This window comes from Hydrogenophaga intermedia, from assembly GCF_000723405.1.
Taxonomy (GTDB): Bacteria; Pseudomonadota; Gammaproteobacteria; order Burkholderiales; family Burkholderiaceae_C; genus Hydrogenophaga; species Hydrogenophaga intermedia.
The window spans coordinates 94,914-108,283 of sequence record NZ_CCAE010000012.1; the positions used below are offsets into that span (position 1 = coordinate 94,914).

A 13,370-nucleotide genomic window follows, 5' to 3' on the forward strand; every position below is an offset into this window, starting at 1 on the left:
ACCTGCGCCGGGACCTGCGCCGGCGCCTGTGAGACGGATCAAGCCGCCACGAAAGCCTCTTGCCGCGTGCGCTGCTGCAGATGGGCCAGCGCGGCCTCCACCTGGTCCACCAGCACCAGGCACAGATCACCCGGCTGCAGGCGCTCCAGCGCGGTGTCGATGGCCTTGAATTCGCCCTGGATCTCCAGCACCTCGCGCGCCCGCGAGGCGCCCGCCAGGCCTTCGCGCAGCAAGCCGATCACCTCGCCGTCGGCGCGGCCGCGCTGGCAGGCGTCCTGGTACAGGATGACCTCGTCGAAGGCCTTGCCCAGGATCTGCGTCTGCTCTCGGATGTCCTGGTCGCGGCGGTCGCCGGCGCCGCTGATGACGACCGAGCGGCGCTGGGCCGGCAGCGATTCGACGGCCTGCACCAGCGCGCGCATGGCGTCGGGGTTGTGGCCGTAGTCGGCGATCACGGTGGCGCCGCGGTAGTCCATGACGTTGAAGCGGCCGGGGGCGTTGTGCGCGTCGTTGTGGAAGCTGGCCAGGCCGCGGCGGATGGCGTCCCAGGACAGGCCCGCGCCCCAGGCGGCGGCGATGGCGGCCATGGCGTTCTCGACCTGGAAGCCGATCTGCCCGCCGCGCGTGATGGGAATGCCCGAGAGTTCGAAGCGTTCACCCAGTTCCTGCTGCTCGGCAACGATGGCGCCGCCGTCCACGTAGACCACGCGGCGGCCTTGCGCGCGGTGCGTGGCCATCACGGGCTGGTGGCGGTCCTGCGCGAAGTAGATGACCTCGCCGGGGCAGTTGTGGACCATGTCGGCCACGATGGGGTCGGCTGCGTTGAGCACGGCGTAGCCCGTGGTGGCCACGTTCTGCACGATCACGCGCTTGAGCACGGCCAGGTCCTCGACCGTGGTGATGTAGTTCAGGCCCAGGTGGTCGCCCGCGCCCACGTTGGTGACGACGGCCACCTGGCAGCGGTCGAAGCCCAGGCCTTCACGCAGCACGCCACCGCGCGCGGTCTCGAACACAGCCGCGTCCACGTCGGGGTGGGCCAGCACGTTGCGCGCGCTGCGCGGGCCGGCGCAGTCGCCGCTGTCGGTCTGGTGGCCGTTGACGTAGACGCCGTCGGTGTTGGTCATGCCCACGCGCAGGCCGCTGGCCGCCATCAGGTGCGCAATCAGGCGCACGGTGGTGGTCTTGCCGTTGGTGCCGGTGACGGCCACCACGGGAATGCGGCCGTCCTCGCCGTTGGGGAACATGTCGTCGATGACGGCCTTGCCCACGTCGCGCGGGTGGCCGTACGAGGGCGAGAGGTGCATGCGCAGGCCGGGCGCGGCGTTCACCTCGACCACGCCGCCGGCCTGGTCCTCCAGCGGCTTGAGCATGGTTTCGCAGACCACGTCGACGCCGCAGATGTCCAGTCCGATCATTTGCGCGGCCGCCACCGCGCGGGCCGCCACGTCGGGGTGCACGTCGTCGGTCACGTCGGTGGCGGTACCGCCGGTGCTCAGGTTGGCGTTGTTGCGCAGCACCACGCGCTGTCCCCTGGCGGGCACGCTGTCGGCCTGCAGACCTTGCACGGCCAGGCTGCCCAGGGCGATGTCGTCGAAGCGGATCTTCGTGAGTGCGGTGGCGTGGCCCTCGCCGCGGCGGGGGTCGGTGTTGACGATGTCCACCAGTTCGCGCACGGTGTGCCGGCCATCACCCACCACCTGCGGCGGGTCACGGCGCGCGGCCGCCACCAGGCGATCGCCCACCACCAGCAGTCGGTAGTCGCTACCGGGCAGGTAGCGCTCGACCAGCACGTCGCCGTAGTGGGCCGCGGTCTGGAAGGCGGCGTCGAGCTGCCCGCGCGTCGTCACGTTCACGGTGACGCCCTTGCCTTGGTTGCCGTCGCGCGGCTTGAGCACCACCGGCAGGCCCACCTCGAGCGCGGCGGCCCAGGCGTCGTCGGGGTCGCTCACGGGCCGGCCCAGGGGAACGGGCACGCCGGCCGCCTGCAGCAGGCGCTTAGTGAGTTCCTTGTCCTGCGCAATGGACTCGGCCACGGCGCTGGTGCGGTCCACCTCGGCCGCCTGGATACGGCGCGCGCGGCTGCCCCAGCCGAACTGGATCAGGCTGCCACGGGTGAGGCGCCGGTAGGGAATGCCGCGCGCCACCGCCGCGTTGACAATGGAGCCGGTGCTCGGGCCCAGGCGCTCGTCCTCGTCGAGCTCGCGCAACTCGGCCACGGCAGCGGCCAGATCGAACCCTTCGCCGCGCAGCACGGCCTCGATGAGCTGGTGCGCCAGTTCCAGTGCGCGGCGGCCCACGGCCTCCTCGCTGTACTGCACCACCACCTGGTAGACGCCGGATTCGATGGTGGCCGAGGTGCGGCTGAAGCTAACGGGGCAACCCGCCTGCGCCTGCAACGACAACGTGGCCACCTCCAGCACGTGGGCCAGGGAGAGCGAGCCGCCCGCGCTGTGCAGCGCCCCCGGGTGGGGAAACTGCTCGCGCAGGCGCGCTTCGAAGCCCGGCAGGCTGGCCAGGGCACGCTCGTTGTCACCGCAGTGCACCACCGTTTCGATGGCGGTGTGGCGGGTCCAGAGGTTGGGGCCGCGCAGGGCCCGGATGCGGGTGAGTTCCATCAGAGGCTCTTCTCGGCAAGGGATTCGGGGGAGACCACGGCGGCCGGCATGCGCCGGATCGGGGCGTGCGCGATCGGCGCCTCGCGGTCGAAGGTGCGCAGGCCGGCGGCCATCAGGGCGGGCGAGATCTCCAGTGCCCAGGCGGCGGCCAGCGAGGCCAGCAGCACGGCGGTCTTGTCGTCGGCAGCCACGCTGTCGCCCAGCGACACATCGCTCAGCGCCACCACCACGTGTTCCTGCTGGCCGTCGCTGAGCACGATCTCGCCCTGGCGCAGGAAAACCGCACGGCGGTACTGCGCCAGGTGCTCCACCAGCACGGGCAGGTCGGGGTCTTCGGCGTAGAAGATCACGTCGCCGTCGCACAGCGGCGCCATCTCGGCCACCACCGGGTCGGCGGCGTTGAGCACAGCCACGCCGTCGGGCAGCACCACGTCCACCTGGGTGCGCATGACCTTGAAGAGCTGCTCCACCTCGCGGATGTGGCAGGCCGCGAGTTCGGGGCTGCCCGAAGCATCGGTCACCACGCCCACCTGGCAGCGGTCGTAGGCAAGGCCCTCGGTGACGATGGTCAGCGGGTCGTTCTCGAACACCGCCGTTTGCACGCCCCGGTTCATCAGCAGGCGGCGCGCGGCATTGGCCTTGGAGAAGTCGCCGTATTGCAAGGGCCGCCGCCCCAGGAACAGGCCCGCCTTGCAGGCCAGGCCCACCTGCGGGCCGTTCAGCGTGGCCAGCCAGGCCACGAGCCGCGCGATGGCCGTGGTGCCGCGGCTGCCCGCCACGCCCACCACCGGCACGCGACCGGTGTCGCCGGGCACGAAGAGGTGATCGACGATGGCGCGGCCCACGGGACGCGGCTGACCCACGGCGGGCTTGAGGTGCATGAGCAGGCCGGGGCCTGCGTTGACCTCGACGATGGCGCCACCCTGCTCGGCCAGGGGGCGCGAGATGTCCTGCGCCACCAGGTCCACGCCGGCGATGTCCAGGCCGATCACGCGCGCGGCCAGCGCCACCAGATGGGCGACCTGCGGGTGCACGTCGTCGGTGCAGTCGATGGCCAGGTTGCCGTTGCGCATGATCAGCACGCGCTGGCCGGCCGCGGGCACGCTGTCGATCGCGTGGCCCTGGCGCTGCAGCTCCACCGCCATGGCGGGGTATTCCTCGAGCCGGATGGCGTTGAGCGGGAAGTCCTCGTTGAGGCCACGGCGCGGGTCGCTGTTGATCTGGCTCTCGATGAGTTGCAGCACCGTGCTGCGCCCATCACCCGTCACCCAGGCCTCGTCGCCGCGCGTGGCGGCCACCACACGCCCGCCCACCACCAGCAGGCGGTGTTCCAGGCCGCGCACGAAGCGCTCGACCATCACCCCGCTGCCTTCGGCGTCGGCCACGGCAAAGGCAGCCTCCACGTCTTCCTGGCGCATCAGCTCCAGCGACACGCCGCGGCCGTGGTTGGCGTCGGTGGGCTTGACCACCACCGGCAGGCCGATGTCCTGCGCGGCCGCCCAGGCGGCTTGCGCGCTCTCGACGACCTGGCCTTCGGGCACCGGCACGCCGCAGGCCGCGAGCAGGCCCTTGGACAGGTCCTTGTCGCTGGCGATGCTTTCGGCGATGGCGCTGGTGCGGTCGGTCTCGGCCGTCCAGATGCGGCGCTGACGCGCGCCATAGCCCAGCTGCACCAGGTTGCCGTCGTTCAGGCGGATGTGCGGGATGCGGCGGCCGGTGGCCGCGTCCACGATGCTGGCGGTGCTGGGCCCCAGGCAGAGGTCGTCCACCAGCTCGCGCAACTCGTGCACGGCGGTGTCGACATCGAACGCCCCGTCGTTGATGGCGGCCATCAGCAGCTCGTGCCCCAGGGTCAGCGCGCGGCGGGCCACCTGTTCGTCGCGGGCGCGGAACACCATCTTGTAGACGCCGCGCTGCGGCGTGCTGCGCGTCTGCCCGAAACCGGTCTGCAGGCCGGCCAGGTTCAGCAGCTCGATCACCACGTGCTCGAGGATATGCCCGGCCCAGGTGCCTTCCTGCAGGCGCTGCAGGAAGCCCCCGCGTTCGCCCACGCCGCAGTGGTGCTCGATGAGCCCGGGCAGCCACGCGGTGAGACGCTGGTACAGGCCGGGCAGCAGATGCGAGGGGTGGTCCTCGAGTTCGCCGATGTCGATCCAGCTCTCGAGGACCGGGCGGTAGGTCCAGATGTTGGGGCCGCCCAGGTAGCTGACGCGCAGAAATCGTATGGGATTCATCTTGGGTCTCGATTAGCGACCGTTCGACGCGGGTGCCACAAGCCGGCATGGTCTGCATCCAGGACAATGCAGGCACGCCCCATCACAGCGGGCACACAACGGACCGATCCACATTCAATGAACTCAACTTCACCCGAAACCAGGTCGGTGTTCAGTAACCTGCCGCAAGCTTGGTCAGCAAAGTTGCGGGACCGACTACTGCCCAACGAACGGATTTCGGGCTGGCTACAGGTTGACCTCGATTCGAAATTGAATTTCTCGACCGGCGTGCTGGTGCTGACGACCCAACGATTGTTGAGCTGGGAGACCGCCGGGGCCGATGCCGGCTGGCGTGAATGGCCCCTGGGGGCGGTATTGTGCTTGAAGCACGGCGATCATGCAGGGGTCGGCCAACTCAGTGTGCACAACGGCCAACAGCGGCTGGGCATCTGGCGTTTCACCGTGTCACACAACACGCAGGCCCTGCGCTTCAAGAGCGAATTCGAACGGGTTAAAACCGCGTTCGACCACGCGCAAACAATTGCTGCAATGCAAGAATCTGTCGCGCAACCGACAGACGCAATCGAGTTGTCGCCAAATCCCGAAAATGGCTTGTCGCTGATTGACGACAAATTGGCCAATGAACCCGAATTGCAAAACCCGCCATCCACATGGGTTCTATTGCGCCTGGGGCGATTCGCCAAACCCTATCGCGGCCAATTGGCACTGGGTTTTCTGCTGACGCTGGCCTCCACCGCGGCCACCCTGGTGCCCCCCTACCTGACCATGCCCTTGATGGACGAGGTGCTGATCCCCTTCCAGAACGGCCAGCGCATCGACCCCTGGCAGGTGGCCTGGCTGCTGGGCGGCCTGCTGCTGGCGGCTCTGTCAGCCTGGGGCCTGGGCTGGGCGCGCACCTACGTGCTCTCGCTGGTGTCCGAGCGCATCGGCGCCGACCTGCGCACCACCACCTTCGAGCACCTGCTCGCGCTCTCGCTGGAGTACTTCGGCGGCAAGCGCACGGGCGACCTGATGGCGCGCATCGGCTCGGAAACCGACCGTATCTGCGTTTTCCTCTCGTTGCACGCCCTGGACTTCGCCACCGACGTGCTGATGATCCTGATGACCTCGATCATCCTGTTCAGCATCAACCCCTGGCTGGCCCTGGTCACGCTGCTGCCCCTGCCCTTCATCGCCTGGATGATCCACCTCGTGCGCGACCGGCTGCGCACCGGCTTCGAGAAGATCGACCGCGTGTGGTCTGACGTGACCAACGTACTGGCCGACACCATTCCCGGCATCCGCGTGGTGAAGGCCTTCGCCCAGGAAAAGCGCGAGGCCGCGCGCTTTCGCGAAGCCAATCGCCACAACCTGGAGGTCAACGACAAGCTCAACAAGACCTGGTCCCTGTTCACGCCCACCGTCACGCTGCTGACCGAACTGGGCTTGCTGGTGGTCTGGGCCTTCGGCATCTGGCAGGTGGCCAAGGGCGAGATCACCGTGGGCGTGCTCACGGCGTTCCTGGCCTACATCGGCCGTTTCTACACGCGCCTGGACGCCATGAGCCGCATCGTCTCCGTCACGCAGAAGGCCGCCGCTGGCGCCAAACGCATCTTCGACATCCTTGACCACGTCTCCAACGTGCCGGAACCGTCTCAACCCGTGAGCCGGCCGCGCATCGAAGGTGGCATCGAGCTGAACAGCGTGCACTTCCGCTACGGCAACCGCTCGGTGATCCGCGGCATGGACCTGCAGATCCGGCCCGGCGAGATGATCGGCCTGGTGGGCCACAGTGGCTCAGGCAAAAGCACGCTGGTCAACCTCATCTGCCGCTTCTACGACGTCAGCAGCGGCAGCATCCGCATCGACGGCACCGACGTGCGCGAGTTCGCCGTGGCCGACTACCGCCGCCACATCGGCCTGGTGCTGCAGGAGCCCTTCCTCTTCTTCGGCACCATCGCCGAGAACATCGCCTACGGCAGGCCGGACGCCACACGCGCCGAGATCGTGGCCGCAGCGCGCGCCGCGCACGCGCACGAGTTCATCCTGCGCCTGCCGCACGGCTACGACTCGCTGGTGGGCGAGCGCGGCCAGGGCCTGTCCGGCGGCGAGCGCCAGCGCATCTCCATCGCGCGCGCGCTGCTGATCGACCCGCGCATCCTCATCCTCGACGAGGCCACGTCCAGCGTGGACACCGAGACGGAGAAGGAAATCCAGAAGGCGCTCGACAACCTCGTGGCCGGGCGCACCACCATCGCCATCGCGCACCGCCTTTCCACGCTGCGCAAGGCCGACCGCCTGGTGGTGATGGACCGCGGCGAGGTGGTCGAGGTGGGGCCACACGACGAGCTGATGGCGCGCGAAGGCGCCTACTGGCGCCTGTACATGGCGCAGCTTCGCAATGTGGACTCGGAAGACGACCCCACCCTCGTTTCACCCATTGCCAATCCCACGGCGCATGGCGCCACGGCCGGCACCGCCTGATGGACACCGGAACCCAACCCATGACCACTCCCGACTGGACACTCCGCCGCGACCCGCAGGGCCCACTGCAACTCACCACGGCGGACGGTCAGTTGCACACCGATGTGCTGCCCGTGCGCGCCTTTCCCCTGGCCGAGCCCGGCGAGGGCCTGTCGCTGGTGGGCAGCGACGGGCATGAGCTGCTGTGGATCGACCACCTGTCCACGTTGGATGCCGCGACGCGCGCGCTGATCGAAGAAGAGCTGGCGCCGCGCGAGTTCATGCCCCGCATCGAACGCATCCTGAGCGTGTCGAGCTACGCCACGCCCAGCACCTGGACAGTGGCGACCGCGCGCGGGCCCGCGCAACTGGTGCTCAAGGCCGAAGACGACATCCGCCGGCTCGAGGGTGGGCGCCTGCTGATCCAGGACGGCCACGGCGTGCTGTTCGAGGTTGCCGACCGCTTCGCGCTGGACCGGGTGTCCAAGCGCATCCTCAACCGCTTCCTGTGAACCGAGGCCGACGACGCTTCACAGGTGCGTCGGAAATGAAAAAAGCCTTGCTCAGCGATGAGCAAGGCTTCTGAATCTGGCGGAGTGGACGGGGCTCGAACCCGCGACCCCCGGCGTGACAGGCCGGTATTCTAACCAACTGAACTACCACTCCTGGCAGGCGGCTTTCGTTCTTGCGAACCAAGTGCCACGACTTGTGCCTACTTGCCTTGCGGCTTGTTTGGCGACCCTACGGGGATTCGAACCCCGGTACTCACCGTGAAAGGGTGATGTCCTAGGCCTCTAGACGATAGGGTCATAACCTGGACGGAAGCCTCGCATTGTATCAGCGGCAGTGTCTGCTTTTCCTGCCGTCGCCACCATGCGCGACTTCGAATCTGTGGTGGAGGTAAGCGGGATCGAACCGCTGACCTCTTGCATGCCATGCAAGCGCTCTCCCAGCTGAGCTATACCCCCACAGGGTTCACTGCTTCGCTTCGTCGATCACTCGGCGTTGCGTCCTAGCGAGCCTCGCATTATATGCCAGAAATTCAGGCTTTCTGAAGCCGCGCGATCACAAGTTCACGCGATTGCAGTTCCAGCACGGCATCGAGCGAAGGTGTCTGCGCCGTGCCCATCACCAGCACCCGGACCGGCATGGCCAGTTGCGGCATCTTCAGGCCGTGCGCGGCCAGCACCGCCTTGAGCGCGGTCGAAATGGCGGCCTTGTCCCAGCTCGCCAGTTCGGCGAGGGCGGAGGCCAGCGCCGCCAGTGCCGGCTTCACGGCCTCGGTGATGTGCTGCGCGCGCTCCTCGGCGCTGGGGTTCACGTCGGTGTAGAAAGCCGCGGCCCAGTTAGCCAGTGCCACGGTGGTGTCGCAGCGGTCCTGGAACAGCGCGCAGATGCGCGGCAGGCGGTCGTCGGCGGTGATGCCGCGCTTGCTCAACTGCTCGGCCACCAAGGGCGCCAGCGCCTCGTCGGCCATGGCCTTGAGGTGCTGGGCGTTGACCCAGCGCAGCTTGGCCTCGTCGAACTGCGCGGCACTGCGACCCAGGTGGTCGAGGTCGAACCACTCGAGAAATTGCTCCCGGCTGAAGATCTCGTCGTCGCCGTGGCTCCAACCCAGGCGCGCGAGATAGTTCACCATGGCGTCGGGCAGGTAGCCCTCGTCGCGGTATTGCGTGACGGGCTTGGCGCCGTTGCGCTTGCTCATCTTCTCGCCCTGCTCGTTCAGCACGGTGGGCAGGTGCGCGTACACCGGCGGTTCCTTGCCGAGCGCGCGGAAGATGTTGATCTGGCGCGGCGTGTTGTTCACGTGGTCGTCGCCACGGATCACGTGGGTGATGCGCATGTCGATGTCGTCCACCACCACGCAGAAGTTGTAGGTGGGCGTGCCGTCGGGGCGGGCGATCACCAGGTCGTCGAGCTCGTCGTTGCGGATCTCGATCCGGCCCTTGACCTTGTCGTCCCAGGCCACAACGCCGCCTTGCGGGTTCTTGAAGCGCAGCACAGGCTTGCCGCCTTCGGGCACGGGCGGCAGGATCTTGCCCGGCTCGGGACGCCAGGTGCCGTCGTAGCGCGGTTTTTCCTTCGCGGCCATCTGGCGCTCGCGCAGCGCGTCGAGTTCTTCCACGCTCATGTAGCAGGGGTAGACCAGGCCTTGCGCCTGCATCTCGGCCAGCACCTGCTTGTAGCGGTCCATGCGCTGCATCTGATAGAACGGCCCCTCGTCGTGGTCCAGGCCCAGCCAGGCCATGCCTTCGAGGATCACGTCCACCGCGGCCTGAGAGGACCGTTCCAGGTCGGTGTCCTCGATGCGCAGGATGAAGTCGCCTTTCTGCGAGCGCGCGAAGGCCCAGGGGTACAGCGCCGAACGGATGTTGCCGAGGTGGATGAAGCCGGTCGGCGAGGGAGCGAAGCGGGTACGGATGGTCACGGCAGGGTGTCGAGGCCGCGCGAAAGGTCGGCCTGCATGTCGTTGAGGTGTTCGAGGCCCACGGCCACGCGGATCAGGCCCTGGCCGATGCCGGCTGCCTGGCGTTGCGCTTCAGTGAGGCGACCATGCGAGGTGCTGGCGGGGTGCGCGCACAGGGTCTTGGTGTCGCCCAGGTTGGTGGACAGGGAGAGCACGCGCAGCGAATCAAGCACGTGAAAGGCACGCGCGCGGGCTTGGTCGGGGTCCATGGCCACCACGTCGAAAGACAGCACCGCGCCGCCCACGCCGGACTGCTGCTTCATCGCGAGTTCGTGCTGCGGGTGGCTGGTGAGGCCCGGGTGGTAGACACGCGAAACCGAGGGGTGCGATTCGAGCCAGCGCGCCATCGCCAGCGCGTTGTCGCTCTGCGCGCGCATGCGGATGTCCAGCGTCTCCAGGCCCTTGAGCACCACCCAGGCATTGAAGGGCGCGAGCGTCATGCCCGCGCTCTTGAGCACGGGCAGGAACTTGTCGGTGATCATGGCCTGGCTGGCGCACAGGGCGCCCGCCATCACGCGACCCTGGCCATCGAGGTACTTGGTGCCCGAATGCATGACGATGTCGGCGCCGAAGTCCATGGGGCGCTGCAGCGCGGGCGTGGCGAAGCAGTTGTCCACGCACAGCACCGCGCCCGCGTTGTGGGCCAGGTCGGCCAGGGCCTGGATGTCGCAGACCTCGGTGAGCGGGTTGGTGGGTGTCTCGGCGAACAGCAGCTTCGTGTTCGGGCGCAACGCGGCCTTCCACGCGGCCACGTCGTCCTGCGGCACGAAACTGGACTCCACGCCGAACTTGCCCAGGTCGCTGCCGATGAGCTTGATGGTGGAGCCAAACATGGAGCGCGAGCACACCACGTGGTCGCCGGCCTTGAGCAGGCCCATGCACATCATCAGGATGGCCGACATGCCCGAGGCCGTGCCCATGGCGGCCTCGGCGCCTTCGAGGGCGGCGAGGCGGCGCTCGAAGCTGGCAACGGTGGGGTTGCCGTAGCGGCCGTAGGTGAAGCCGTCCTCGTCGCCCGCGAAGCGGCGGGCCGACGATTCAGCCGAGGACTGCACATAGCCGCTGGTGAGGTACAGCGCCTCGGAGTTCTCGCCATAGGGGCTTCGTTCGACGGCTTCGCGCACCGCCAGCGTGTCGCGGTGCAGGGTCTTGCGCAACTCGTCGTCCAATTCAGGCCTCCTGGGCGTTCGGCAGCGCCAGGCGGGACGTGTCTTCTTCGCCCTCCTCGCTTTGCGGGCGGCCCTGGTTGAGCCGTTCGATGTCCTGCGGCGTGATGTCACCGGTGACGTAGACGCCGTCGAAGCACGAGGCGTCGAAGCCATCGAGCTGGGCGTTGAGCGAGCCCACGGCCTGCTTCATGCCGTCCACGTCCTGGTAGATCAGCGCGTCGCAGCCGATGAGTTCGCGCACCTCTTCCACCGAACGGCCGTGCGCCACGAGTTCACCGGGCGTGGGCATGTCGATGCCGTAGACATTGGGGAAGCGCACCGGTGGTGCCGCGCTGGCGAGGTAGACCTTGCGCGCACCGGCGTCGCGCGCCATCTGAACGATCTCGCGGCTGGTGGTGCCACGCACGATGGAATCGTCGACCAGCAGCACGTTGCGACCCTTGAACTCGCTGCCGATGACATTGAGTTTCTGGCGCACGCTCTTCTTGCGCACGGCCTGGCCCGGCATGATGAAGGTGCGGCCCACGTAGCGATTCTTCACGAAGCCTTCGCGGTAGGGCAGGCCCAGCAGGCGCGCGAGCTCCATCGCGCTCGGGCGCGAGGACTCGGGGATGGGGATGACCACGTCGATCTCGTTCGGCGGCACGGTGGAAATGACGCGCTTGGCCAGCGTGGTGCCCAGGTTCAGACGCGCCTGGTAGACCGAGATGCCGTTCATGACGGAGTCGGGCCGGGCGAGGTAGACGTATTCGAAGATGCAGGGCTTGAGCACGGCGTTCGGTGCGCAGCGCTCAGCGTGCATCTCACCTTCCAGCGTGACGAACACCGCCTCGCCGGGCTGCACGTCGCGTTCGAAGTTGAAACCCGAGCCTTCGAGCGTGACGGACTCGCTCGCCACCATCACGGCACCTTCGTGGCGGCCGATGCACAGCGGGCGGATACCGAACGGGTCGCGGAAGGCCAGCAGGCCGTGGCCCGCGATCAGCGCCACCACCGCGTAAGAGCCCTTCACGCGCGCATGCACGCCACGCACGGCGGCGAACACATCGGCCGGCTTCAGCGGCTCACCGCGCGTGCACTTCTCCAGCTCGTGCGCCAGCACGTTGAGCAGCACCTCGGAGTCGCTCTCGGTGTTGATGTGGCGGTGGTCGGTCTGGAACAGCTCCTGCTTGAGCGCGTGCGCGTTCGTGAGGTTGCCGTTGTGCACCAGCACGAGACCGAAGGGCGCGTTCACGTAGAAGGGCTGGGCCTCTTCCTCGCTGTAGGCGTTGCCGGCCGTGGGGTAGCGAGCCTGGCCCAGGCCGCAGTTGCCCGGCAGGGCGCGCATGTTGCGGGTGCGGAAGATGTCGCGCACCATGCCCTTGGCCTTGTGCATGAAAAACTTGCGACCCTGCTGGGTGACGATGCCCGCCGCGTCCTGCCCACGGTGCTGCAGGAGCAACAGCGCGTCGTAGATGAGCTGATTCACCGGGGTCTGGCTGACGACGCCGACGATTCCACACATGATGGTGTCCTTGGGTTCAGAAGTTCAGGGGATGTAGCGCGCGAGCGGGTCGGGCAGCAACGGCTTGGCGTGTTGCAGCGTGCCGCTGAGCGCATTGGCGGTGGGCGAGCCCTGCCACCAAGCGGCCGATTGCATTTGCGTCATGGTGATGACCAGCGCGACGGCGAGCAGGATGACCAGGCCCCGCAGCAGGCCGAAGGCACCGCCAAGCACGCGGTCCACGGGGCGCAAGCCCACGGTGTTGACGAATTTCTGCACCAGCCAGGCGACCAGGCCACCGAGGAACGCCACCACGATGAAGACCAGCGCGAAGCCAATGGCCAGTTGCAGCGGCGGCGCGACCTTGTCGATGGGCAGGTAAGGCACCACGTCGTCGGCAAAGGCCTGGGCGAACAGGAAGGCGGCCACCCAGCCGAGCACGGACAGCACCTCGAACATGAGGCCGCGCCAGATGCCCAGCAGCACCGACAGCACCAGCAGCGTGAGCAGCACCCAGTCGGTCAGCAGCATGGAGGACCCTCCGCTCAGAGCGTGAGGATGGCGGCCGGCAGGCCCAGCGCCTTGACGCGCGCGGCGGCCTTCTCGGCCTCGGCGCGGCTGTCGAAGGGGCCCACGCGCACACGGGTGCGCTTGCCGTCGGACGTCTGCGCCACATTCACGTAGGTCTTGAGGCCGGCGCGCTCCAGCTTCTGCCGGGCCTCGCGGGCACGGGCTTCATCGGCGAAAGCGCCCACTTGCACGACCACGCGCTCGTTCGCCGTGGAAGCGGCGGCGGGCGGCTGCTGGCCGCGCAGGATGGCCTGGGCGCGCGCGGCCTCGGCGGCGGAGTCGCGCTTGGCGGGCTCGGGGGTGGGCGCCGGTGCCGGCGCTGGAGCCGCCGGCGCGGGCGCGGGACTGGGGGCCGGCGCCGGGGTCGGGCTCGGCGCGGGAGACGAAGCA

The 13,370-nt window shown here is 68.3% G+C and carries 9 protein-coding genes and 3 tRNA genes; 2 read left to right on the plus strand and 10 right to left on the minus strand.

Annotation, left to right across the window (positions count from 1 at the left end; genetic code table 11):
• Positions 1-38: 38 nt before the first annotated feature.
• Both cphA and BN948_RS10085 read right to left on the minus strand, forming a co-directional pair.
• Positions 39-2,615 (minus strand): cyanophycin synthetase, encoded by a 2,577-nt coding sequence (gene cphA, locus BN948_RS10080; protein WP_009518009.1) that lies wholly within the window; start codon positions 2,613-2,615, stop codon positions 39-41.
• Entirely contained in the window at positions 2,615-4,849 is a 2,235-nt protein-coding gene (locus BN948_RS10085; protein ID WP_009518008.1) for a cyanophycin synthetase, read from the minus strand. Before BN948_RS10085 ends, cphA begins: the two co-directional genes overlap by 1 nt.
• 117 nt (positions 4,850-4,966) lie before the next feature.
• Here BN948_RS10085 and BN948_RS10090 point away from each other — a divergent pair, with 117 nt between their 5' ends.
• Together BN948_RS10090 and BN948_RS10095 are read left to right on the plus strand one after the other, a co-directional pair.
• Positions 4,967-7,312, plus strand: a complete 2,346-nt coding sequence (locus tag BN948_RS10090; protein ID WP_009518007.1) for a cyanophycin metabolism-associated ABC transporter — start codon at positions 4,967-4,969, stop codon at positions 7,310-7,312.
• A gap of 20 nt (positions 7,313-7,332) precedes the next feature.
• Complete coding sequence (locus BN948_RS10095) at positions 7,333-7,803, plus strand: cyanophycin metabolism-associated DUF1854 family protein (RefSeq protein ID WP_035621481.1); 471 nt, start codon at positions 7,333-7,335, stop codon at positions 7,801-7,803.
• Between the two features lie 77 nt (positions 7,804-7,880).
• Here BN948_RS10095 and BN948_RS10100 read toward each other — a convergent pair.
• The 8 genes from BN948_RS10100 to BN948_RS10135 all read right to left on the minus strand — a co-directional run.
• Positions 7,881-7,957: transfer RNA gene (locus tag BN948_RS10100), tRNA-Asp, on the minus strand.
• Between the two features lie 67 nt (positions 7,958-8,024).
• Positions 8,025-8,100, minus strand: a tRNA-Glu gene (locus BN948_RS10105).
• Positions 8,101-8,183: 83 nt separating this feature from the next.
• A tRNA-Ala gene (locus tag BN948_RS10110) sits at positions 8,184-8,259 on the minus strand.
• Between the two features lie 74 nt (positions 8,260-8,333).
• Positions 8,334-9,719 (minus strand): glutamate--tRNA ligase, encoded by a 1,386-nt coding sequence (gltX, locus tag BN948_RS10115; protein ID WP_009518005.1) that lies wholly within the window; start codon positions 9,717-9,719, stop codon positions 8,334-8,336.
• Positions 9,716-10,927 carry an O-succinylhomoserine sulfhydrylase gene (locus tag BN948_RS10120; RefSeq protein WP_009518004.1) on the minus strand — a complete coding sequence of 404 codons (1,212 nt, stop codon included), beginning with the start codon at positions 10,925-10,927 and terminating at the stop codon, positions 9,716-9,718. The genes gltX and BN948_RS10120 overlap by 4 nt, the downstream gene beginning before the upstream one ends.
• 1 nt (position 10,928) lies before the next feature.
• Positions 10,929-12,431 carry an amidophosphoribosyltransferase gene (gene purF, locus BN948_RS27265; protein WP_009518003.1) on the minus strand — a complete coding sequence of 501 codons (1,503 nt, stop codon included), beginning with the start codon at positions 12,429-12,431 and terminating at the stop codon, positions 10,929-10,931.
• 24 nt (positions 12,432-12,455) lie between these two features.
• Positions 12,456-12,941 carry a CvpA family protein gene (locus BN948_RS10130; protein WP_009518002.1) on the minus strand — a complete coding sequence of 162 codons (486 nt, stop codon included), beginning with the start codon at positions 12,939-12,941 and terminating at the stop codon, positions 12,456-12,458.
• 14 nt (positions 12,942-12,955) lie between these two features.
• The coding region (locus BN948_RS10135) for an SPOR domain-containing protein (RefSeq protein ID WP_035621484.1) at positions 12,956-13,370 on the minus strand (415 nt) is incomplete at its 5' end.